Below are 24,429 nucleotides of genomic sequence, written 5' to 3'. Positions count from 1 at the left end.
AAGTAAATAGATTAAAGAATATAACAGCTTGGATTTAAATTTCAAGCTGTTTCTTTTTTTTCGGAAAAAGAATACGATATAAAGAAACTAAGAAAAAACCATTATTTGTACGTCCGTTCACGATGTGTAAATAAAATAAATATTTGCAACAAAACTGTATAACACCAACGTTTCTAAATAGAAACAGATGGTTGTAAGTTTGATTAGAAAATAGAAAAAATGCAGATGAAATATAAAACGCTTTCCTTATTGTGATTTTATTCACTAATGCTGTTAATATGCGGATTGGCATAATTTCCTTTCATCGTGAAAATTTGTGCTTTTAGCTTGTATTTCTCATAAATCCATGATAATTTATTAATGAAGACGGTTAAATAGTGATACAGTTTTATTCGCTGTTTCAATCGCAGAATGAAGAGATTTTCTTATAGATGAGAGAGGAATGTGTGACAAATGGCAAACAAAAAAGCACCGATCGACTTCCAAGCACTGCTAGATGAAGTCAATGCAGATTTCCCAGTATATCAAGCACTTGATCAAGATGGAAACGTAGTTAACAAAGATTTAGTACCTGATTTATCCGATGATGAACTCGTTGAATTAATGACTCATATGGTATGGTCTCGTGTATTAGACCAACGTTCAACAGCGCTGAACCGCCAAGGACGCCTAGGCTTTTTTGCACCAACTGCTGGACAAGAGGCAAGTCAGCTGGCTAGTGCTTACGCATTTGATAAAGAAGATGTTCTTCTTCCAGGTTATCGGGATGTACCTCAACTAGTAAAACATGGTTTACCTTTATCTCAAGCTTTTTTATGGTCTAGAGGACATGCTGCAGGTAATTCTTATCCGGAAGAATTGAAAGCTCTACCACCACAAATCATCATCGGTGCACAATATGTACAAGCAGCCGGTGTTGCATTAGGTTTGAAGAAACGAAACAAGAAAAATGTCGTCTTCACTTATACTGGTGATGGCGGTTCATCACAAGGTGATTTTTACGAAGCAATCAATTTCGCTGGCGCTTACCATGCAAATGCCGTATTTTATATCCAAAACAACGGGTATGCGATCTCTACACCTCGTGAAAAACAAACTGCAGCAAAAACACTTGCACAAAAAGCTGTCGCAGCTGGGATTCCTGGTATTCAAGTCGATGGAATGGATCCGCTTGCAGTATATACTGTATCTAAAATGGCACGGGAATGGGCAATCAGTGGAAATGGACCAGTCCTAATCGAAACACTGACTTATCGTTATGGACCACATACACTATCTGGTGACGATCCAACCCGCTACCGTACAAAAGACACAGATGACGATTGGCAGAAAAAAGATCCATTGATCCGCTTCCGTAAATATTTGACGGAAAAAGGACTTTGGTCTGAAGAAAAAGAAGAACAAGTCATCGAAGCAACTAAAGAAGAAATCAAAGCAGCTATTGCTGAAGCCGACAAAGTACCAAAACAAAAGGTTTCAGATTTCTTGAAAAACATGTTCGAAGTATCTCCACAATCAATCAAAGAACAAATTGCAATTTATGAAGCGAAGGAGTCGAAATAATCATGGCACAAAAAACAATGATCCAAGCAATCACAGATGCCTTAGCACTTGAACTAGAAAATGACGAGAATGTCGTTGTTTTTGGTGAAGATGTTGGGAAAAACGGAGGAGTTTTCCGGGCAACTGAAGGATTGCAGGAAAAGTTCGGAGAAGACCGAGTATTCGATACTCCTTTAGCTGAATCTGGAATCGCAGGATTGAGTTTCGGTCTTGCGTTAGAAGGATTTCGTCCAGTTCCTGAAATCCAATTCTTTGGTTTTATTTTCGAAGCAATGGACGAAGTAGTAGCTCAAATGGCTCGTACAAGATATCGAATGAGCGGCACTAGAAATCTACCCATCACAATTCGTTCGCCATTTGGTGGCGGTGTTCATACACCAGAATTGCATTCGGATAATTTAGAAGGTTTGATCGCTCAGTCTCCTGGTATTCGAGTAGTGATTCCTTCCAACCCTTATGATGCAAAAGGACTATTGATTTCTTCTATTAGAAGTAACGATCCGGTTGTTTTCCTAGAACACATGAAACTATATCGCTCATTCCGAGAAGAAGTGCCGGATGAAGCTTACGAAGTTCCTTTGGATAAAGCAGCAGTTACTCGTGAGGGAACAGATGTATCTATTATCACATACGGAGCAATGGTGCGTGAAGCAATCAAAGCAGCAGACAATCTTGCAAAAGAAAATATATCTGTTGAAATCATTGATCTTCGTACAGTTGCGCCATTAGATGTAGAAACGATCATTCAATCCGTGGAAAAAACTGGTCGCGTAGTTGTTGTCCAAGAAGCACAACGACAAGCGGGCGTTGCCGCGCAAGTAGTTTCTGAGATCTCAGAACGCGCTATCCTTTCATTAGAAGCCCCAATCGGACGAGTTTCTGCACCTGATACAGTCTTCCCATTTGGACAAGCAGAAAATGTCTGGTTGCCAAATGCAAAAGATATCGAAGACAAAGTAAAAGAAATCGCGGAATTTTAAGAAAAGAAGGGACGAAACAAAGTCATGGCTTATCAATTTAAATTGCCGGATATCGGTGAAGGAATCGCAGAAGGTGAAATCGTCAAATGGTTCGTCAAACCAGGAGATACGATCAATGAAGATGATACATTACTAGAAGTTCAAAATGACAAATCAGTAGAAGAAATCCCGTCACCTGTTACAGGAACGGTTAAAAATGTGATTGTTCCAGAAGGTACCGTAGCAAATGTTGGGGATGTATTAGTAGAAATCGATGCACCAGGACACGAAGACAATGAAGGGGACAGTGGTGTAGCCGCAGAATCCCAAACTCCAGCTAAACCGGCTGCTGAACCCACTGTTGATACAGAATCAGCTGGATCGTCAAGCGAAGGAGTCTTCCAATTTAAGTTACCGGATATCGGTGAAGGAATCGCAGAAGGTGAAATCGTCAAATGGTTCGTCAAACCAGGAGATACGATCAATGAAGATGATACGTTACTAGAAGTTCAAAATGACAAATCAGTAGAAGAAATTCCGTCACCTGTCACAGGGACAGTTAAAAACGTGATTGTTCCAGAAGGCACTGTAGCAAATGTTGGGGATGTATTAGTAGAAATCGATGCTCCTGGACACAATAGTGCGCCGTCAACTAGTGCGCCATCAGCTGAAGCACCAAAAGAAAAAGTGGAAACATCAGGTTCAGCAAGTGTCGTTGAAGCTGCCGATCCAAATAAACGTGTATTGGCTATGCCATCTGTTCGTCAATTTGCCCGTGAAAAAGATGTAGATATCTCACAAGTAACTGCAACTGGAAAAGGTGGCAGAGTAACAAAAGAGGACATCGAAAACTTCTTGGCAGGAGCTCCAAGCAGCGCACCAGCGAAATCAGAAGCGCCAGAAGCGGCAACTCCGAAAGAAGCAGCTCCTGCAGCAGAAAGCAAACCCGCTGAACCAGCAAAACCATTCAAGTCCAACTTAGGAGATTTGGAAGAGCGTGTAGCAATGACACCAACACGTAAAGCTATTGCTAAAGCAATGGTCAATAGTAAGCATACAGCTCCACACGTGACATTGCATGATGAAGTAGAAGTGTCTAAACTATGGGATAATCGGAAACGATTCAAAGAAGTAGCTGCTGCAAATGGTACGAAACTTACTTTCTTGCCATATGTCGTGAAAGCTTTAACAGCGACTGTTAAGAAATACCCAGTATTAAATGCATCTATTGACGATGCAAACCAAGAAATCGTTTATAAACATTACTACAATATCGGTATTGCAACAGATACGGATCACGGATTATATGTACCAAATGTAAAAGATGCAGACCGCAAAGGAATGTTTGCTATTGCAGACGAAATCAATGAGAAAGCAAAATTAGCTCATGACGGCAAACTATCTGCAGAAGATATGCGCAATGGAACAATTACGATCAGCAATATCGGATCTGTAGGTGGCGGTTGGTTTACACCAGTCATCAACTATCCAGAAGTAGCTATTTTAGGTGTAGGAACGATTGCGCAACAACCAATCGTAAACGCTGAAGGCGAAATCGTTGTCGGTCGTGTGATGAAACTATCACTAAGTTTTGATCACCGTATCGTAGATGGAGCAACTGCGCAACAAGCAATGAACAATATCAAACGTCTTTTAGCTGATCCAGAGCTATTAATGATGGAAGGATGATAAACAAATGGTAGTTGGAGATTTTGCTGTAGAATTAGATACAGTTGTAATCGGTGCGGGACCTGGCGGCTATGTAGCTGCCATCCGTGCTGCTGAAATGGGACAAAAAGTAGCAATCATTGAAAGAGAGTATATTGGCGGTGTTTGTTTGAACGTCGGCTGTATTCCTTCAAAAGCATTGATAGCTGCGGGACACCATTATCAAGAGTCACTAGATTCCGAAATGTTTGGAGTAACTAGCGAAAATGTCAAACTAGATTTTGCGAAAACACAAGAATGGAAAGAAAACAAAGTTGTCCATACGTTGACTTCTGGTGTTGGTTTTCTATTAAAAAAACATAAGGTTGAAACAATCGAAGGCGAAGCGTTCTTCGTAGATGACCACACACTACGCGTCATTCATCCAGATTCAGCTCAAACTTATTCGTTCAATAACGCAATCATCGCAACAGGTTCCCGTCCAATCGAGATTCCAGGATTTAAATTCGGCGGACGTGTGTTAGATTCTACTGGCGGATTAGCATTGAAAGAAGTACCTAAGAAATTTGTGATCATCGGTGGCGGTGTGATTGGTGCCGAATTGGGCGGAGCGTACGCAAACTTAGGAGCAGAAGTAACGATTCTTGAAGGCTCACCACAAATTTTGCCAACTTACGAAAAAGATCTCGTAAAATTAGTAGAAGATGATTTCAAGAAAAAAGGTGTAACAGTCGTAACGAATGCGATGGCAAAAGAAGCAGTCGATAACGGTGACAGTGTGACAGTGAAATATGCAGTGGACGGGAAAGAAGAATCTGTTACTGCTGACTATGTGATGGTCACTGTAGGACGTCGTCCAAATACGGATGATATGGGCTTAGAACAAGCGGGTGTCGAAGTAGGAGAACGTGGATTGATCACAGTAGATAAACAAGGACGTACGAACGTACCTAATATCTATGCCATCGGTGATATTGTTCCAGGGGCGGCATTAGCGCATAAAGCTAGTTACGAAGCAAAAATCGCTGCTGAAGCAATCTCTGGCAAAAAAGTAGCTGTAGATTATAAAGCAATGCCAGCAGTTGCCTTTACTGATCCGGAATTGGCTTCTGTAGGTATGACGATCAAAGAAGCAAAAGACGCAGGTATCGAAGCGAAAGCATATAAATTTCCATTCTCAGGGAACGGTCGAGCATTATCGCTAGGTAAAACGGAAGGATTCATCCGTTTAGTCACGACGATCGAAGATAACGTGCTTATTGGCGCGCAAATCGGTGGAGTCGGCGCAAGTGATATGGTCTCTGAATTAGCTTTAGCAATCGAATCAGGAATGAATGCTGAAGATATCGCCTTGACGATTCATCCTCATCCATCTCTTGGCGAAATCGTCATGGATGCTTCGGAATTAGCATTAGGTTTACCAATCCATATTTGATTTGAATAATACAGGCGAAACGCAACTGAAAAATCAGTTGCGTTTTGTTTTTTAGAATTATCAATAATATTATTATGTAAACTTAAAAATATGACAACTTCTTGGTTTATTACCACTTCCTATGCTACACTGAAGAGGAATATGAAATAGGAGAGTTGAAGATGCAAGAATATCAGTATCCACTTGATTTAGATTGGACAACAGACGAAATGGTCATTGTAATGAAGATGTGGGAAGATCTGGAACGTGCGAATGAAAAAGGGATAAACAATGAAGCTTTTTTGAAGACTTATCAGCAGTTTAAAACTGTTGTCAAATCCATTGGTGAGGAAAAACGATTGGGACGGGAATTTGAAAAAGCTTCCGGTTATTCTTTATATCGTACAGTGCAGCAAGCAAAAAAAAATCCAAACAAAACTTTGAGAATGAACGGGTGAGATAAATGGAACAGATGATTGATCATATCAAGTCCTGGCTTGAAGAAGCTGGTGAGAAAATCAAATCTTCTCAACAAACATTAACAATCTCGCAAAAATCAAATCGAACGGATCTAGTAACAAATGTCGATCGAAACATCCAGAATTTTCTAATCGAAAAAATCCATTCCTTTGATCCAGAGGCGAAAATATTGGCAGAAGAAGAAGGGTGTAATCAATTATCGGATCTCGATGGAAGAGTCTTTATCATCGATCCTATTGATGGCACCTTGAATTTTGTGATTGAAGGGGAAAATTTTTGTATTATGCTCGCTGTTTATGAATCCGGCGTTGGAAAGCTTGGTTTCATTTATGACGTGATGAGAAATGAACTTTTTTGGGGTGGAAAAGGAATAGGCGTGTATAAAAATGATGAGCCATTGCCTAGACCAGCAAATAAATCCTTATCGGAAGGCTTACTTGGTGTGAATAGTTATCTTTTCGGTCATAATAAATATGGAATCCGAGAAATTGCGGAAAGCAGCATGGGGACACGTATGTACGGATGCGCTGGTCTTGAACTAGTGGCAATCTTGAAAGGAAACCACATTGCTTATATTTCAAACCTTAGCCCTTGGGATTATGCAGCGGGAAATGTCTTATTGGAAGAGTTTGGTATGGTAACAAGCGGTCTTTTTGGTACTCCTTTGACATTTGAAAAAAGGGAATACTATTTAGCAGGGACTTCTTGTGCATATGCAGAAATCGCAGACCTTTTGAAAAAAGAAGGCTGAAAAAAAGGTAGAAATCATTCACAAAAATGATAAAAACGGGCAAAAGATTAATTTTCTCGAAAAAATGAAAACATTTTACTATATTTCATGAAAAAAGTCTGCTATAATTAGCAGTCGAGTAAAATTTGCCCTGTCATAAAGAACCAATAAAAAAGGAGTTAGTTACATTGAATTATAGAAACGATATCCGTAACGTCGCAATTATTGCCCACGTTGACCACGGAAAAACAACATTAGTTGATGAACTATTAAAACAATCAGATACATTAGACGCACATACGCAATTGCAAGAACGTGCGATGGACTCAAATGCGCTAGAAAAAGAACGTGGTATCACGATTTTAGCCAAAAACACAGCTGTAGACTATAAAGGAATTCGCGTAAACATCATGGATACTCCAGGACACGCGGACTTCGGTGGCGAAGTAGAACGGATCATGAAAATGGTTGACGGCGTTGTGTTGGTCGTAGATGCGTATGAAGGAACAATGCCTCAAACACGTTTTGTATTGAAAAAAGCACTGGAACAACATATCACACCAATCGTTGTCGTAAACAAGATTGACAAACCTTCTGCTCGTCCTGAGCATGTCGTAGATGAAGTTCTTGAACTATTCATCGAATTAGGAGCAGATGATGATCAGTTAGACTTTCCTGTGATTTATGCATCTGCACTAAATGGTACGTCAAGCTTGTCAGATGATCCAGCAGATCAAGAACCAACCATGGCACCTATTTTTGATACAATTATTGAAAAAATCCCTGCTCCTGTCGATAACAGCGACGAACCATTACAATTCCAAGTTTCATTACTTGACTACAACGATTATGTAGGTCGTATCGGAATCGGACGTGTATTTAGAGGAACAATCAAAGTAGGAGACCAAGTAGCATTAATTAAATTAGACGGAACAGTTAAGAAATTCCGTGTAACGAAATTATTTGGTTTCTTTGGACTAAAACGTCTAGAGATTCAAGAAGCAAAAGCTGGAGACTTGATTGCTGTCTCAGGTATGGAAGATATCTTTGTCGGTGAAACAGTTACTCCTGTGGATCATCAAGATGCGTTACCTATCCTTCACATTGACGAACCAACATTGCAAATGACTTTCTTAGTTAATAATTCACCATTTGCCGGTCGAGAAGGTAAATTCGTAACTGCTCGTAAAATTGAAGAACGTTTGATGGCAGAACTTCAAACAGATGTATCTTTACGAGTTGAACCAACAAACTCTCCAGATGCATGGACAGTTTCTGGTCGCGGAGAATTGCATTTGTCTATCTTGATTGAAAACATGCGCCGTGAGGGATACGAATTGCAAGTATCTCGTCCAGAAGTTATTGAAAAAGAAATCGACGGTGTAAAATGCGAACCGTTTGAACGCGTGCAAATCGATACACCAGAAGAATATATGGGTAGTGTCATCGAATCCTTGAGCTTACGTAAAGGTGAAATGCAAGATATGGTCCATACAGGAAACGGACAAATCCGTTTGACATTCTTGACACCTGCTCGCGGTTTGATCGGTTATTCAACTGAATTCCTTTCAATGACACGCGGTTACGGAATCATGAACCATACTTTTGATCAATATTTGCCAATGCTTCCTGGTCAAATCGGTGGACGTCACCAAGGTGCGCTTGTTTCGATCGATACAGGAAAAGCAACGACCTATTCTATCATGAGTATCGAAGAACGCGGTACAGTCTTCGTAGAACCAGGTACAGAAGTATATGAAGGAATGATTATCGGGGAAAACAGCCGTGATAATGATTTGACTGTCAACATCACGAAAGCAAAACAAATGACAAACGTACGGTCTGCTACTAAAGACCAAACATCTGTCATCAAAAAACCAAAACAATTGACGTTGGAAGAATCTTTGGAATTCTTGAATGATGATGAATATTGCGAAGTAACACCAGAAAGCATTCGCTTGAGAAAACAAATTTTAGAGAAAAATGCTCGTGAAAAAGCATCTAAAAAGAAAAAATAATCTGTAAAAGGATGAAGAGAGAAACCAGCTTGTTATAAAAAATAGCTGGTTTCTTTTTTTGTCCAACTCTTTTCTGTGGAGAAGTCATCTTTGTCAATGGACATAAATTCAGAAAATACGCCAAAAGACGTTTAAAAGACTTTTGGAAAACTTATTTTTAGAGAGTTTTTGTTTCATAATAAGATAATGTTTCACGAAAGGAGATCAACTTGTCCTTCGAAGAAAATCGAAGTAAAATGGCAAGAGAAAGGAGCGGGAAGATGAACGACTTATTAAAACAATACTTTGGCTATGATGAGTTTAGACCTGGTCAAAAAGAAATTATCCAGAAAGTCATTGATCAGGAAAATGTATTAGGAATCATGCCTACCGGAAGTGGGAAATCAATCTGTTACCAGCTTCCAGCTTTACTATTAGATGGGCTTACTGTGGTTGTGTCCCCTTTAATCTCTTTGATGAAGGATCAGGTGGACGCGGCGAATCAATTAGGTATACCCGCCACTTTTATCAATAGCTCGTTAGATGGTTACGAAACAGCTAGACGCTTCCAAGAAATCGATAGACAGCAGTACCGTTTACTTTATATCGCTCCTGAACGTTTTATCATGCCAGATTTTATCCAAGCAATGAAGCGATGGAACGTCCGTATGATCGCTATTGACGAGGCACATTGTATCTCTCAGTGGGGGCATGATTTCCGCCCAAGTTATTTACAGATGGCGAACCAGCTAGATCAACTGCCAAATCGTCCTGTAATTGTTGCTTTGACAGCTACAGCGACTGTGCAAGTAGCTGCTGACATAAAAAGACTTTTAAAAATTCCAGAAAACAACCATATTCAGACTGGTTTTGAACGAGAAAATCTACGATTTCAAGTAATTAAAGATCAAAAAAAAGAACAATATCTAATCGAATATTTAAAGATCAACAAAAATCAATCTGGTATCATTTATGCAGCAACGAGAAAAGAAGTAGACCGTCTCTATCATTTGCTTAAAAAATTCGATTTTTCCGTGGGTAGATATCATGGTGGTTTAAATGAGAATGAGCGAACAGAAATGCAAGAAGCCTTTTTATACGATCGCTTGCAGCTGATTGTAGCGACAAATGCATTTGGTATGGGTATAAATAAAAGCAATGTCCGTTTTGTTATCCATTACCAAATTCCTGGCTCTCTAGAAGCATACTATCAGGAAGCTGGTCGGGCGGGAAGAGATGGTCTTTCCAGTGAAGCCATCCTGCTTTTCTCTCCTCAAGATATCCAAGTCCAAAAGTTTTTTATCCAGCAGTCCCAAAGAGAAGAAGGGCAAAAGCAAAAAGAATATGAAAAATTAAAAGCGATGACAGAATACGTGTATATTGAGTCCTGTCTTCAGCAATACATCCTAAAATATTTTGGCGAGACAAGCAGTCCGTGCAACCGTTGTGGTAACTGTTTAGATGACAGAGAAATAGTAGAAGTAACGACAGAAGCACAGATGGTTCTTTCTTGCTTAAAACGTATGGGTGAGAACTATGGTAAACAAATGCTGATGAAAGTCTTAGCAGGATCGAAAGAACAAAAGCTGCAAGCTTTAGGTTTTGGACATTTATCTACCTATGGACTGATGAAAAACCAATCGCAAAAAGAAACGATGCAGTTAATTGAATATTTGATATCGAATGGCTATCTTCTGACCATCAATGGTGAGTATCCTGTTTTGAAAGTAACAGAAAGAGGGATACAAGTATTGAAAGGACAAGAATCTGTTTATCGAAAGGAACCCAAGAAAGTCCAGCAGCTATCGGATGAAGAAACCGATACACTATTTGAAGTGCTGCGGGAACTGCGAACGGATCTAGCATCAGAAGCAGGCGTTCCCCCGTATGTCGTATTTTCAGATTCCACATTGAAAGAAATGAGCCGAATACGTCCATCAAGCAGATTGGAGATGCTTCAGATAAAAGGAGTTGGCCAAAGCAAGCTTGATAAATATGGCGAAGCCTTTTTATCTCGGATAAAAAATGCGGACTCTAACGTTCTGGATAAGTAGAAAGAACGAATACGTAAAAATGAATAAAAACAACTGGTTAAATCTGTTTTTTTTGCTCCTTATGAAAATCAAATATGTTATAATTAAGGAATTAGAATGGGAGGTAAGCACAGATGGATTCTTTGTCGAAAAAACTTGCGATCCAAGTATTAAATGATGAAGCAGAACGGATCAAACGATTAATCCGAAATCAAAACAACAGTCTCTGTATCTCACAATGCAAAGCCTTCGAAGAAGTGGTAGATACACAGATGTACGGCTTTTCCCGGCAAGTCGGTTTTGCTGTCCGTATAGGAGTAATCGGAAAGAACGAGGGCCAGCTGATGTTAAGTGAGCTAGAACGAGAATTGAATCAGTTATATAGTGAGGTTTACCAAGAAAATTATGATAAAAAAGAAGTTGGCAAGGAGGAATAGACTTGCCTAAGAAAGTGAAAAAAAGGCATCTATTAGACTATAGCATCTTGATTCCCTATTTAATTTTATGTGTATTGGGATTGATCATGGTATATAGTTCTACGTCGTATCTATTATTAGAAAACGGACAAAATCCGTCCGCATCAGTCATTAACCAGAGTATTTTTTGGGTGCTTAGCTTGATTGCTATCGCACTACTTTATAAAATGAAAACAGATGTTTTGAAAAACCAGCGTTTGATCATGGCAGCCATCGCAGTTTTGACGATTTTGCTGCTGATTGTTGTGTTTTTTGGTAAGGAAATCAATGGGGCGAAAGGTTGGCTGCAAATTGCAGGATTCTCGATCCAACCTGCCGAATACCTAAAAATCATTTCTATCTGGTACCTGTCTCTGACTTTATCTAAAAGACAAAACAGTGTACAAAAAGATTTTCTTGGGACTGTGAAACGTCCACTTGCAATGGTTATCGGACTTACTGCATTAGTCGCTATTCTTCCCGATTTTGGTAATGCGGCAGTTATCTTTTTGATTATTTTGGTTCTGCTTTTAGCCAGCGGAGTCAATTATGTGTATACTTTGATTGTAGGAGTAGGAGGCTTTTGTCTAAGTACTTTTACGATCTGGCTGATCAATATCACAAACGGAAAGATCTTACCTGGACGTTTACAGTATATCTATAATCGATTTGCTATTTACCAAAATCCTTTCTCAGACGAATTAAATAAAGGGCATCAACTAGTCAACGGCTACTATGCCATGTTCAACGGAGGACTATTTGGCAGGGGATTAGGTAACAGTATCCAGAAAAAAGGATTTTTACAAGAAGCACAAACCGATTTTATTTATGCAATCGTAGTGGAAGAACTGGGAGTGATTATGGGGATTTTGATATTAGCGTTGCTATTCTTTATGATTGTGCGCATTGTCCTTGTAGGTATCCGTTCAAAAGATCCGTTCAATTCGCTTTTGTGCATTGGGATCGGCGCAATGTTTTTGATCCAAGTATTTGTCAATCTTGGAGGAATTACTGGTGTTATTCCTTTGACAGGGATCACGTTCCCATTTTTAAGTCAAGGAGGCTCCAGTTTGCTGATGCTTTCGATTTGTGTCGGCTTTGTCCTCAACATCAGTGCGGATGAAAAACGCAAGAGCTTAGGTTTATAATAAAAAAAGATGTAGGAGTGGTTCGATGAAAAAAGTTTTAGTTGCTAACAGGGGTGAAATCGCTGTACGTGTATTTCGTGCTTGTACAGAATTAGGAATTAAAACTGTTGGAATCTATGCAGAAGAAGATGAATATTCCGTACACCGTTTCAAAGCGGATGAAGCATATTTAGTAGGACAAGGAAAAAAACCGATTGATGCGTATCTAGATATTGAAGGGATCATTTCTATCGCGAAAGAATGCGGAGCTGACGCTATTCATCCGGGTTACGGTCTTTTGTCGGAAAACTTGAATTTTGCGCGACGGTGCGAAGAAGAAGGCATCATTTTTGTTGGACCCAAACTGCATCATTTAGATATTTTTGGAGATAAAATCAAAGCAAAAGCTGCAGCTATCGAAGCGGGGATTGCTTCGATTCCAGGCACAGATGGACCAATCGCTTCTATAGACGATGCCTTGGAGTTTGCGAAACAATACGGTTATCCGATTATGATCAAGGCAGCTCTAGGTGGCGGCGGACGCGGCATGCGTGTAGCTCACGATGAAAAGAGTGCAAGAGAGGGCTACGAACGTGCGAAAAGCGAAGCAAAAGCAGCCTTTGGTAGTGATGAAGTGTATGTTGAAAAATACATCGCTAATCCTAAACATATCGAAGTACAGATTCTCGGGGATACGCATGGAAACGTCATCCATCTTTTTGAAAGAGATTGTTCTGTTCAGCGCCGTCACCAAAAAGTAGTAGAAGTAGCGCCTTGTGTCTCTATGAATGAACAGCAACGTCAAAAAATCTGCCAGGCAGCTGTCCAATTGATGAAATATGTCGGGTATGTCAACGCAGGTACAGTAGAATTTCTTGTTGAAGGAGATGATTTTTACTTTATCGAAGTCAACCCTCGCGTCCAAGTGGAACATACGATCACAGAAATGATTACAGATATTGATATCGTAACAACGCAACTGTTGATTGCTCAAGGTTTGGATCTGCATAAAGAAATCGGATTGCCTCAGCAAGAAGGAATTAAATTAAATGGTTCAGCCATTCAATGCCGAATCACTACAGAAGACCCGTTGAATAACTTTTTACCAGACACAGGGAAAATCGATACGTATCGTTCACCTGGTGGTTTTGGCGTACGTCTGGATGTCGGAAATGCTTACGCGGGCTATGTAGTGACACCGTATTTTGATTCATTGCTAGTAAAAGTATGTACGCATGGTGCTACTTTTGAAACAGCCATTCAGAAAATGGAACGTTGCTTGAAAGAATTTAGAATCCGTGGAGTGAAAACAAACATTCCATTTATGCTCAATGTCATCACACATCCTGAATTCCAATCAGGAAATGCAAAAACAACCTTCATTGATAGTACAGCAACATTATTTGAATTTCCTCGACTACGAGACCGCGGAAACAAAACGATGAAATATATCGGTGAAATTACTGTGAATGGTTTTCCAGGTATCGAAAGTGGCGAAAAACCATTTTATGAAGAACCACGTATGCCTAAAGATCTAATCACAAGAACTGATTACGTAACGGCTAAGAATGTATTAGATGCGAAGGGTGCCGATGCTTTGGTCGAATGGATCAAAGGACAGGAAAATTTGTTGTTGACGGATACGACATTTAGAGACGCCCATCAAAGTCTGCTAGCAACTCGTGTTCGGACAAAGGATTTCAAGCAGATTGCACGTTTGACTGGAGAAGGTCTTCCTGAACTCTTTTCAAGTGAGATGTGGGGGGGAGCAACATTTGATGTGGCTTACCGCTTTTTGAATGAAGATCCTTGGCAACGGTTGAGAAAAATTCGTTCTTTAATGCCTAATACGTTGCTGCAAATGCTTTTCAGAGGTTCAAATGCCGTTGGGTATTCTAATTATCCTGACAATGTATTGGTGGAATTTGTCAAAGAAGCAGCAGCGCAAGGAATCGATGTATTTCGAATCTTTGATAGTTTGAACTGGACTCCACAAATGGAAAAAAGTATCCAAGCTGTACGGGATACTGGTAAAATCGCAGAGGCAGCTATTTGCTATACTGGCGATATCAACGATCCAAGTCGGGCAAAATACAATGTTCAGTATTATAAAGACATGGCAAAGGAACTAGAACAACTGGGTGCGCATATCATTGCAATCAAAGATATGGCTGGGCTGCTTAAACCGCAGGCAGCTTATCGTTTGATTAGTGAATTGAAAGAAACGACAGATCTGCCAATCCATCTGCATACTCATGATACCAGCGGGAATGGAATCATCACTTATTCTGCTGCTTCAAAAGCAGGAGTAGACATCGTTGACGTGGCAATGAGTGCAATGAGTGGGAATACTAGTCAGCCTAGCATGAGCAGCTTGTATTATGCACTGGTCAATGGTCCACGGCTGCCAGAAATCACGATTGAAAATGCACAGAAATTAAACCATTATTGGGAAGATGTGCGCATGTATTACAAACCGTTTGAAAACGGCTTGAATGCTCCTGAAACAGAAGTATATATGCATGAAATGCCAGGAGGACAGTATTCGAATCTACAGCAACAGGCAAAAGCTGTCGGATTAGGTCATCGCTGGGATGAAATCAAACAAATGTATCATACTGTCAACTTGATGTTTGGCGATATCGTTAAAGTAACTCCATCATCTAAAGTAGTTGGAGATATGGCACTATTTATGGTCCAAAATGATCTTACAGAAGAAGATATTTATGAAAAAGGCGAAACACTAAGTTTCCCTGAATCTGTTGTGACTTTCTTCCAAGGAGAACTAGGGCAACCCGTTGGCGGATTTCCTAAAAAATTGCAAAAGATTATTCTTAAAGGCAGACCTGCATTGAATGAACGTCCAGGTCTTTTGGCTGAATCAGTCGACTTCAACGAAGTAAAAAAAGAATTGGCAGAAAAAATCGGCTATGAACCAAAACAAGACGAAGTATTAAGCTATTTGATGTATCCGCAAGTCTTTTTGGACTATCAAAAAGCATATAATCAATTTGGCGATGTTACATTACTGGACACACCAACATTTTTCCAAGGTATACGTTTGGGTGAAACAATCAATGTACAAATCGAACGCGGAAAAATGCTTATCATTCGTTTAGATGAAATCGGAGAACCCGATATCGAAGGGAATCGCGTACTGTTCTTCAATTTGAATGGACAAAGACGTGAAATCACTATCAAAGATAATTCGATCATCAGTACGGTCCAAACCCGATTGAAAGCTGAACCGACAAACCGAGAACAAATTGGAGCAACGATGTCTGGTTCTGTTTTGGATGTATTAGTGAAAAAAGGCGATAACGTTAAAAAAGGTGATACGTTGATGATTACTGAAGCGATGAAAATGGAAACGGCCATCGAAGCACGTTTTGACGGAGAAGTCGCACATGTATATGTGTCTTCAGGAGACACTATTTCGTCTGGTGACCTTTTGATTGAAGTGACTGAGAAATAATAAGCGAAAGGTGGGGAAACATGAAAAGACTGGGTTTGTTTTGGCTGATTCTGCTATTAGTTATTGTGGCATTCTACATGGAACCAGTCTTGTTTCCGCCAAAACTTGAAGTGAAGGAAAACTCTGATCAACAAATAGCAAACCAAATGACAACGTGGAAATACCAGGAGCTTAAAGCAACTGGTTTTTCTACTTATATCGGAAAACCGATCGATCAGCTGGAAAAGGATTTTGGCCAAGCCTATGATCGATTAACTAGCGGATTTGGTTTTGAAACAAGATATTATGAAAATAAAGCTAGTCATCTCACATTTGAAGCGAACATCCAAGACAGCAGAGTCACAACTGTTAAAGTACTGCAAACAGGGCCTGCTGATATCGCGCCGTTTTATTTAGGGATGACGATGCAAGATCTTACGAAAATCACTACTATCTATACTAATTTCACTTTTGAGTACCATGATACAGAAGTTGGAATCGAACTAATGGAAGAGGATATGAATTACCGTCCGCTAATTGCTTTTGATAACGACACTTTTGCTATTTTATTTTTTGATCAAACAACAAACGGCCTATTTTCAGTTGTGTATTTAGATAAAGATAGTCTTTTGAAACTATTGCCATATCAAGTGTTTGGTGAAGGCCTTCCACATTATCAAGCAGATAAATCGGCTGATTGGGAATCAATCAATCGCGTTAAAGAACGAAAAAGTACGACTTTATTAAATATGCTTAGAAGAGAAGACGAACTTCCCATATACAATCAAACACTTGCCTTTCAAAACCACAGTCAGCTGCTACTACATGATTTTTTGACAAGGCCTGAGGAAATATTGTCAGAGGAACGTATGGCTGATTGGCAAAAATCGCTAGGCAGTGCTCAAACGACAGTGAAATTCTCACTGACGAATGATGAATTGGAAAAGTTAATCAGTAAACAAAAATTAGAAAATACTAGTGGGCTATTTATTCATCCGGCGATCGACGCTACTTTTTCGTTTTTATATTGGTACAGCGATCCTTACAACCATGACCGTTTCATGGACCCGGGAACGGATTCTGTAGGCATTGCTTTTTCTAAAGAAAATATGTTAGTCTTATTGCAAGAAGAAAACGGAGAAAGTAGTGATAGCAGTGATCGTTAACGAAGAGCTGTTTCAACTGGAGGATCAATGCCTCCAAGTCGCTGAAATGATAAAAAAGAGTAAAACGATGGCTTCTTATCTCGAACATAAACAGTCAATGGAAGAATCTGCAAAAGTTTGCCAGTTGAAAGAAGCGTTCTTGTCTAAGAAAGAAGCATTTGAAAATGTAGCGGCATATGGTGAGTATGCACCTGATTATCGTGAAAAAAAACGAGCTGTTCGAAAAGCAAAAAGACAGCTTGATATGGATGAGCATGTTGCAGCTTTCCGATATAGTGAAACACAGCTGCAAAGTCTGTTGGATCAAATTGTCCAAGTACTTGCCGAAGAAGTTTCTAATGAAATCAAAGTAGATGCAGGTAGCCCGTTTTTTGAAACGAAAAAACACTTTGGATGCGGAGGTAATTGTCATGCAATTAGACAATAGTGAATTTGAAATAACAAAACGACGCGGGCTGATCGTATGGGTCTACAGCTTAAAACAATTAAAGAATCTGAAAAAGTTCGGCTTGTTGCATTATGTCTCAAGAAGAATGAAATATGTCGTGCTTTACTTAAATGAAGAGACATTTGAAGAAACAGAAGAACGAATCCGTAAATTACATTTTGTTCGAAACGTAGAACGTTCTTACCGACCGGATATCGAAATGAATTTTGCCGAAAAAATAGGAAACAAAACAGTATTAAAAGACGAAGGTTTCGAAATCGAAGAGCTAAATACAGAAATCCGATTAGCTGAACATCTTTAAAAATCTCTTATGAGCAGTTTTTAAATAAAAAATAACTTGGATAACGATCGATTTTTGATCATTGTCCAAGTATTTTTTTGTCTTTTTTTTGGTATACTAGTACCAGTACCATTTCTAAGGAGTGAGTAGATGCGGATAATATCAGGAAATTATGGCGGGCGCCGTTTAAAAAGTTTAGCAGGGGCGAACACCAGACCAACTACAGATAAAGTAAAAGAATCCATATTCAATATGATTGGACCATATTTTGATGGAGAGACAGTATTGGATCTGTTTGCAGGAAGCGGTGGTTTAGCTATCGAAGCAGTATCTAGAGGCTGCAGTCATGCGGTATGCGTAGACAAAAATTACCAAGCGCTAAAAATCATCAAAGAAAACATCGAAATTACGAAAGAACCAGAGAAATTTACCACAATAAAACTTGATGCGGACAAAGCAATCGAACGGCTAGCAGCGGAGAAACAACAATTCGACTACTTGTTTCTTGATCCGCCATATGCAAAACAAAAAATAATCGATCAAATCCATAAAATGGAAGAACTGGGACTTTTTTCTAAAACCGCAGTTATCGTATGCGAAACGGATAAAACAGTCGAATTGCCAGAAACTGTGGCTGGATTCCATCAAATAAGAAAACAGATTTATGGCATAACGGCCGTAACTATCTATAGAAAAGAGGGAAATCAATGAAACGTGCATTATTCCCAGGAAGTTTTGATCCTTTTACAAAAGGTCACTTAGATACGGTGGAACGTGCGGCTAAATTATTCGATGAGGTAGTAATTGGAGTTTTTATCAATACTTCAAAGAAAAGTTTGTTTCCCCCAGAAGAAAGAATGACATTGATCACAAAAGCTGTTTCTCATCTTCCTAATGTAAAAGTCATGCATCAAGAAAATCAATTGACGGTAGAAACAGCAAAAGAGATTGGTGCAGATGCGTTGATCAGAGGCATACGAAGTATCAAAGACTTTGAATATGAACGAGAGATTGCTCAGATGAATCATCATCTATATGATGAATTGGAAACTGTCTTCTTATTAGCAAAACCAGAATATAGTCACGTGAGTTCCAGTATTTTAAAAGAAGTACTGCACTTTGGCGGAGATGTGAGCAGCTACTTACCGCCAGTGATCAACGAAGCTTTAGCTGGAAAGCGTGAATCAAATGAAAGCTAAACAATGGTTGAAAACAGTACTGATTATCATATTTGGAATGTTGATCATTGGATTTGTAGTAGTTCCCTTGCCGTATTATGTAGAATCACCGGGAGCCACGATCGATCTGAAAGAACTAATTACGGTCAATGATAAGGAAGATAAAGGTTCTGGTTCTTTCTCTCTTACCTCTGTTGGTATCAGGCAAGCTACAGGTTTCTTAGCTTTAAAAGCTAAAATGACCCCTTTTGAAGAATTGATCAGTGAAGAAGAATTGACTGGTGGGGCGACAAATGAAGAATATAATCAAATGCAGCAGTATTATATGGATTCTTCCCAAAATGCAGCAATCGAACAAGCGTTAAAACTTGCAGACAAGCCTTATAAAATGGAATTCAAAGGCGTATATGTCATGAGTGTAGAGAAAACATCGAATTTCTTTGGCAAGCTTTCAGTTGGAGATACAGTAACAAAAGTAGACGGGAAAAGCTTTCAAAGTACAGAAGCATTTATGGATTATGTAAAAAGCCAAAAAGTTGGACAAACAATCGAAATCAGTTATTTGCATAATGGTGAAGAAAAAACAGCTTCTGGTGATCTGATCGAGTTACCAACAGATAAAAAGGCAGGAATAGGTATCACGCTTACTGACCATACCGAGATCGAATCAGATACAGATGTTCGTATTAATTCTGGCTCTATCGGTGGGCCATCAGCGGGATTGATGTTCACTTTAGAAATCTATGAACAAGTCACTGGTAAAAACTTGCGACATGGTAAGCAAATTGCAGGAACTGGAACGATCAACAGTGAAGGAGAAGTTGGCCGAATCGGAGGAATCGATAAAAAAGTGGCAAGTGCGGATAAAGCTGGCGTAGAGATTTTCTTTGCACCAGATGATACGATTTCAGACGATGTTAAGAAAGAATATCCTGAAATAAAAACCAACTACGAAGAAGCAAAAGCTGCCGCTAAAAAATTGAATTCCTCAATGAAAATCGTACCAGTAAAAACAGTACAAGAAGCGCTTGACTATCTAGAGAAAATGAAATGAAACTAAATAATTAAAGAGGGGTTGTGACACGAGTTCTGTCACACCCCCTCTTTTTCGTCAAAAATCTTCACGATAAAAATAAAAACAAAAGAAAAAATTGACGTAATTAGATGTTGAAGGGACGATTTTGCCAGAGCTCACTGTTTCTTCAATTTCAAATGAAAGGAGTAATGAATGATTTTTACTGGTCATTCTTTGGAAAAAGAACAATGATAGAAAAAATCAGCAAGAAAATACTAGCTTCACCCAAATTGATCATTTGGATGTCTATGATAGTTCTTATCTTTTGTATCGCAAGTGGTTTTTTATTATCAAATTTGCTATTTTATAGAGAACCAGAAGAGACTGCTGCAAAAGAAATACTTTCTTCGTTTAGTTCCAGTGGAGAAGATCCATCAGCTGAAGGAAACGATGTAGAAGAGGATGCTCGTCCAAAGGTCATGTACACCGATATCAAAGGAAGTGTGAAGGAGCCTGGTATCTATTCCTTTTCTTCAGAAGAACGGGTCTATGATGTACTAAAGCGTGCAGGTGGATTATTAGAAGAAGCGGATAGCGATCGAATCAACTTTTCTGCGAAGATAGAAGATCAGCAAGTCCTATATATCCCTGCTGTAGGTGAAGAGCTGCCAGAACATCTTGATCAGTTGGCATCCTCGGAAGGAAAACAGCCTACAGCAGATTCCGAGCCTCCCAAAATAAATATCAATACAGCCACTCCATCAGAACTTCAGCAGATTCCTGGGATCGGATCAGTCAAAGCGCAAGAAATCATTCGATTTAGAGAAGAAAACGGATCCTTCCAGAAAGTGGAAGACCTGCAGGAGATTTCTGGTATCGGTGAAAAGACAGTTGAAAAACTAAAAAACTTCGTTACAATTAAATAGAATGATTCAAAATCGACTGGCACGAGCAATAAATGGACGCTAATGGATACTAAGAATAATCCAATTCTAAGAGCTTGGCAGGACGAGGAGGTAGTATTTTTGAATATCCTTCTAACAGGAAATAGCTTGATTGTTCGCAAAGAAACATTAAAAGAACCAATGCTGAATGTCTATCTCCAAAATAAAATATCTGGGATTCATATTATGAATACGGCTGTCAGCGGCAATAACAGTCAAGCTCTACGAGAACGCTTTGCCAAAGATGTACTTAGCTATACAGCAGATAAAGTATTTATTCTCATTGGGACGAATGATCTAGCAGAGCATAAACAACTTTCTAAAGAAACGTACCAAAAAATCTGCAGTGGATGATAGTTCAGCTGAAAAAAGACTATAGTTCTGATCATGCTTTCTTTATCACGCCACCAGCAGTCGATGAGACAAAACAAAAATATCGGAATAACAAGTTGATCAAAGAATATATCTCTGTTCTCACAGAAGTAGCAAAACGCCGTGATTGTGAAGTATCGATTTTTATACGGAATTTCTTGAACAAATGGATTCGAAGAATTTTTATAATGGGCTAATGGATGACGGACTTCATTTCGGCAGTGAAGGGTAGGATCTTTTGTCAGACAGGATGATTCGTTATATTTAAAGAATATTTTGTTTAAGCAATGAGTACTTTTTAATCAACTTGAAAAAACGGAGGAATATAAAACATGTTAGAAAAATCTTCAAAAGCATGCGATACGAATAAAGAAAAAGTTACTGATAAGTCACATAATGAACGCATTCCTTGGGACCAGTACTTTATGGCTCAGGCAGTACTGTTATCTTTACGTAGTACGTGTACACGTTTAGAAGTAGGAGCGACACTCGTTCGAGAAAAAAGGATCATTGCTGGCGGCTATAATGGAGCAGTCAGTGGAGATGTCCACTGCATAGATGAAGGGTGTTACGTCGTGGATGGACACTGCTTGCGAACGATCCATGCAGAGATGAATGCACTCCTACAGTGTGCAAAACTTGGTATCCCGACGGAAGGTTCAGAAATCTATGTCACACATTTTCCATGTTTGGCCTGTACAAAGGCTTTGTTGCAAGCTGGTGTGAAAGGGATCAATTATCTCCATGACTATCGAAATGATCCTTATGCCCAAGCGTTGATCGAACAATTAGGTGTATCTGTACACCAAGTTGCTTTAGACTCACAGCATTTTTCAAAACTTCAAAATGAATTAACAGGAAAACATGTCTAGCGTTTTAGAAAGGCATGTTCGAAATCGGTTGATTTTTCCGGCAATTACGTCGATGATTATCTGTTTGTTGTATTACACTGACAATTGGGGTTATCGTTTGCTTCTTGCCGGAATTTTTTTATGGTTTTCGCTAAAAGAAGGACGTTTTATCGCGTACTTGTGTATTTTGTGTAGCATAACGGTATCCATTTCTTATAGGCTACAAGAGTATTCATTTTTAGAGGAAAAAACAACATCTGCGCAAATTACTGTATTTACAGATACGATTCGTGCAAATGGTAATTTTTTGACAATGGAAGGAAGGTTATCAGAGAATAAACAAAAGCTCCAGCTTTCTTATCAAGTAAACACAGAAGCAGAATTGAAAACATGGCTTAACTTCCGAGGAAAGGGAATAGAATTGACTGCTGAAGGCGAGTTCATCTCTCCAGCAAAAAAGCGGAATCTTTATAATTTTGACCAAGAAGCTTACTTCAGGAACCATAGAATTTCTGGACGGTTCCAAATTCAAAAGATTGAACAGATCACCATGCAAAATCACTGGCGAAACTGGCTTCAGAGAAAAAGAGGATCTTTTATCTCCTTTGTCCAATCTGAATTTCCGCAAAAAACAAGTGTATATATTAATTCTTTATTATGGGGCTATAAAGATGCAGGATTCAGAGAATCAGAAGAAATTTTTAGGGAGAGTGGTTTGCTGCATCTGTTCAGTCTATCGGGTCTACACATCCAATTTTATTTAGGGTGGCTGTATTATTTATTTCGACGTATCGGATGGCCACTACACGTCAATATTATTCCGTTGAGTCTACTAACTATCTGTTATGTTTCTATTGCAGGAAGTTCTATTTCTGTTTTGCGTGCTAGTTTGCTGTTTTTATTGCGATTGCTAGTCAAATTGCTGAATAAGCATTATTCCACCATGGACTTATTTGCAGTTGTCTTTTGGCTTCTTTTACTATTTGATCCTCGATTTCTTTTTCATGCGGGTGGACAGCTTAGTTTTTTCATGAGTTTTTTGTTTATCCTGATTTCTTTTGATGGAGATTGGTTGAAAAAAACGGCCTCTCACGTCCTGTTTACTATGATCACGATGCCGTTGATTGTATGGCATTTTTATGAGTGGCCTATTTTAGGTAGTCTTTTTACATTACTGATTGCACCGGTATTCAAGTTTCTTTTTCTTCCTGGTGTGTTATTTCTCACACTCTTCAATCGCTGGCTGCCGGAAACTTTACTATTGCTGATAGAAGAGGGATTAATCTTATTTGAGCGAATAATCGATTTTTCTTCAGGGTCGTCTCTCATTATAGGACGTTTGCCCCTTGTGCTATCTGGGATGTATATTTTCGGATTACTGATTTGTACGGATAGGTTGAAAGAACAACCTGTGAAACACTTGTTTTATGTTGGTCTTTTTTCTTTTATTTTTTTGACTTTGCCATTTTTACGCTTTTCTTCAACGATCGCTTTTATCGATGTCGGTCAAGGAGACAGTATCTTTTTGCAAAGTCCTTTTCGAAAAGAAACGATTTTGATCGATACTGGAGGTCAGTTACACTTTGAAAGAGAAAAGTGGGCGCAAGGTATGATACGTCCTCCTGCTGAAAGAAATATCGTTCCATATCTAAAAGGTCAGGGGATAAGTGTAATCGATAAACTCATCTTGACACATGACGATACGGATCATGTGGGAGAATTACCCACGTTATCTCAGCATTTTACTATCAAAAAAATTTATATCGGTTGGGGCGCTGGACGAAATGAGCCATTACAAAGGCATTTATCTGAAGCTCAAAAAAATGGTACTGAGATCATTGAAATCAAACATGGGGACAGGATCAGCGGTTATTATGATCTTTATGTATTGACTCCTTTTGAAAAGGGAGAGGGAAGAAATGAAGATTCGATTGGTCTATGGATGGAATATAACAATAGGCGCTTTTTATTTTTAGGAGATTTGAATCAAGCAATGGAAAAACAATTGCTTTTGATTTATCCTAATCTGAAAGCCGATGTAGTCAAATTAGGTCATCACGGTAGCCGTACGTCAAGTAACACAGATTTTCTTTCCCATATTGAAGCAAAACATGGGATTATATCCTGCGGCGTAAATAATCGTTATGGTCACCCGCACAGCGAAGTATTGGAGACACTAGAAGAAAATCAGATAAAAACATGGCGAACGGATCAACAAGGAATGATCACCTATCGCTGGCATCCAGTTTTTCATCCTCATGGGCTAGTGGAAACAATGATAGACTAGTAATTCTC

23 protein-coding genes are annotated in these 24,429 nt (G+C 39.1%); 22 read left to right on the top strand and 1 reads right to left on the bottom strand.

Translation table 11 applies throughout. The features are described 5' to 3' along the window. Positions 1 to 34: 34 nt before the first annotated feature. On the bottom strand, positions 35 to 292 hold the full coding sequence (locus IGL70_RS07305; protein ID WP_016628355.1) for a hypothetical protein: 258 nt from the start codon (positions 290 to 292) through the stop codon (positions 35 to 37). A gap of 161 nt (positions 293 to 453) precedes the next feature. Between IGL70_RS07305 and pdhA the strand changes: the two genes are divergently transcribed. The 22 genes from pdhA (at position 454) to IGL70_RS07195 (ending at position 24,421) form a co-directional block, all read left to right on the top strand. Beyond that, complete coding sequence (gene pdhA, locus IGL70_RS07300; protein WP_002289692.1) at positions 454 to 1,563, top strand: pyruvate dehydrogenase (acetyl-transferring) E1 component subunit alpha; 1,110 nt, start codon at positions 454 to 456, stop codon at positions 1,561 to 1,563. A 2-nt stretch (positions 1,564 to 1,565) separates the two neighbouring features. Then, the gene (locus IGL70_RS07295; protein WP_002289688.1) at positions 1,566 to 2,543 is read left to right on the top strand and encodes an alpha-ketoacid dehydrogenase subunit beta; all 978 of its coding nucleotides are present in this window, start codon (positions 1,566 to 1,568) and stop codon (positions 2,541 to 2,543) included. A 24-nt stretch (positions 2,544 to 2,567) separates the two neighbouring features. Beyond that, complete coding sequence (locus IGL70_RS07290; protein WP_002300399.1) at positions 2,568 to 4,211, top strand: dihydrolipoyllysine-residue acetyltransferase; 1,644 nt, start codon at positions 2,568 to 2,570, stop codon at positions 4,209 to 4,211. 7 nt (positions 4,212 to 4,218) lie between these two features. After that, positions 4,219 to 5,625, top strand: a complete 1,407-nt coding sequence (gene lpdA, locus IGL70_RS07285) for a dihydrolipoyl dehydrogenase (RefSeq protein ID WP_002289686.1) — start codon at positions 4,219 to 4,221, stop codon at positions 5,623 to 5,625. A gap of 161 nt (positions 5,626 to 5,786) precedes the next feature. Then, positions 5,787 to 6,062 (top strand): UPF0223 family protein, encoded by a 276-nt coding sequence (locus IGL70_RS07280; RefSeq protein ID WP_002292206.1) that lies wholly within the window; start codon positions 5,787 to 5,789, stop codon positions 6,060 to 6,062. A gap of 5 nt (positions 6,063 to 6,067) precedes the next feature. After that, entirely contained in the window at positions 6,068 to 6,835 is a 768-nt protein-coding gene (locus tag IGL70_RS07275) for an inositol monophosphatase family protein (RefSeq protein ID WP_002295483.1), read from the top strand. 167 nt (positions 6,836 to 7,002) lie between these two features. After that, the gene (gene typA / locus IGL70_RS07270) at positions 7,003 to 8,832 is read left to right on the top strand and encodes a translational GTPase TypA (protein WP_002288735.1); all 1,830 of its coding nucleotides are present in this window, start codon (positions 7,003 to 7,005) and stop codon (positions 8,830 to 8,832) included. A 260-nt stretch (positions 8,833 to 9,092) separates the two neighbouring features. Then, on the top strand, positions 9,093 to 10,865 hold the full coding sequence (recQ, locus tag IGL70_RS07265) for a DNA helicase RecQ (RefSeq protein ID WP_104874005.1): 1,773 nt from the start codon (positions 9,093 to 9,095) through the stop codon (positions 10,863 to 10,865). Between the two features lie 113 nt (positions 10,866 to 10,978). After that, entirely contained in the window at positions 10,979 to 11,281 is a 303-nt protein-coding gene (locus tag IGL70_RS07260) for a YlaN family protein (protein ID WP_002298990.1), read from the top strand. Between the two features lie 2 nt (positions 11,282 to 11,283). Further along, on the top strand, positions 11,284 to 12,447 hold the full coding sequence (locus tag IGL70_RS07255) for an FtsW/RodA/SpoVE family cell cycle protein (protein WP_002288740.1): 1,164 nt from the start codon (positions 11,284 to 11,286) through the stop codon (positions 12,445 to 12,447). 25 nt (positions 12,448 to 12,472) lie between these two features. Further along, positions 12,473 to 15,901, top strand: coding sequence for a pyruvate carboxylase (locus IGL70_RS07250; RefSeq protein WP_113844035.1), 3,429 nt, complete (start codon positions 12,473 to 12,475; stop codon positions 15,899 to 15,901). Positions 15,902 to 15,921: 20 nt separating this feature from the next. Then, positions 15,922 to 17,046 (top strand): CAP-associated domain-containing protein, encoded by a 1,125-nt coding sequence (locus IGL70_RS07245; protein ID WP_002298986.1) that lies wholly within the window; start codon positions 15,922 to 15,924, stop codon positions 17,044 to 17,046. Continuing rightward, on the top strand, positions 17,027 to 17,473 hold the full coding sequence (locus IGL70_RS07240; protein WP_002295488.1) for a YlbF family regulator: 447 nt from the start codon (positions 17,027 to 17,029) through the stop codon (positions 17,471 to 17,473). Before IGL70_RS07245 ends, IGL70_RS07240 begins: the two co-directional genes overlap by 20 nt. Continuing rightward, positions 17,457 to 17,795: a YlbG family protein gene (locus IGL70_RS07235; RefSeq protein WP_002295490.1), complete on the top strand. Its 339-nt coding sequence runs from the start codon at positions 17,457 to 17,459 to the stop codon at positions 17,793 to 17,795. Before IGL70_RS07240 ends, IGL70_RS07235 begins: the two co-directional genes overlap by 17 nt. Before the next feature lie 129 nt (positions 17,796 to 17,924). Beyond that, positions 17,925 to 18,485 (top strand): 16S rRNA (guanine(966)-N(2))-methyltransferase RsmD, encoded by a 561-nt coding sequence (rsmD, locus tag IGL70_RS07230; RefSeq protein ID WP_002295491.1) that lies wholly within the window; start codon positions 17,925 to 17,927, stop codon positions 18,483 to 18,485. Continuing rightward, positions 18,482 to 18,973, top strand: a complete 492-nt coding sequence (gene coaD, locus IGL70_RS07225) for a pantetheine-phosphate adenylyltransferase (protein WP_002295492.1) — start codon at positions 18,482 to 18,484, stop codon at positions 18,971 to 18,973. Before rsmD ends, coaD begins: the two co-directional genes overlap by 4 nt. After that, positions 18,963 to 20,006 carry a SepM family pheromone-processing serine protease gene (locus IGL70_RS07220; RefSeq protein WP_002295493.1) on the top strand — a complete coding sequence of 348 codons (1,044 nt, stop codon included), beginning with the start codon at positions 18,963 to 18,965 and terminating at the stop codon, positions 20,004 to 20,006. Before coaD ends, IGL70_RS07220 begins: the two co-directional genes overlap by 11 nt. Positions 20,007 to 20,164: 158 nt before the next feature. Next, complete coding sequence (locus IGL70_RS07215) at positions 20,165 to 20,893, top strand: helix-hairpin-helix domain-containing protein (RefSeq protein WP_016925838.1); 729 nt, start codon at positions 20,165 to 20,167, stop codon at positions 20,891 to 20,893. 126 nt (positions 20,894 to 21,019) lie between these two features. After that, positions 21,020 to 21,265, top strand: a complete 246-nt coding sequence (locus IGL70_RS07210; RefSeq protein ID WP_025477609.1) for an SGNH/GDSL hydrolase family protein — start codon at positions 21,020 to 21,022, stop codon at positions 21,263 to 21,265. Further along, positions 21,262 to 21,480, top strand: a complete 219-nt coding sequence (locus IGL70_RS07205) for an esterase (protein WP_081156339.1) — start codon at positions 21,262 to 21,264, stop codon at positions 21,478 to 21,480. Before IGL70_RS07210 ends, IGL70_RS07205 begins: the two co-directional genes overlap by 4 nt. Positions 21,481 to 21,615: 135 nt before the next feature. Beyond that, positions 21,616 to 22,155 (top strand): ComE operon protein 2, encoded by a 540-nt coding sequence (locus IGL70_RS07200; RefSeq protein WP_002295503.1) that lies wholly within the window; start codon positions 21,616 to 21,618, stop codon positions 22,153 to 22,155. Beyond that, on the top strand, positions 22,148 to 24,421 hold the full coding sequence (locus IGL70_RS07195; protein WP_113844036.1) for a DNA internalization-related competence protein ComEC/Rec2: 2,274 nt from the start codon (positions 22,148 to 22,150) through the stop codon (positions 24,419 to 24,421). The genes IGL70_RS07200 and IGL70_RS07195 overlap by 8 nt, the downstream gene beginning before the upstream one ends. Positions 24,422 to 24,429 lie beyond the last annotated feature (8 nt).

Source organism: Enterococcus sp. DIV0901a, assembly GCF_051711525.1.
Taxonomy (GTDB): domain Bacteria; phylum Bacillota; class Bacilli; order Lactobacillales; family Enterococcaceae; genus Enterococcus_B; species Enterococcus_B faecium.
This window is presented reverse-complemented; position numbering and strand designations above follow the sequence as displayed.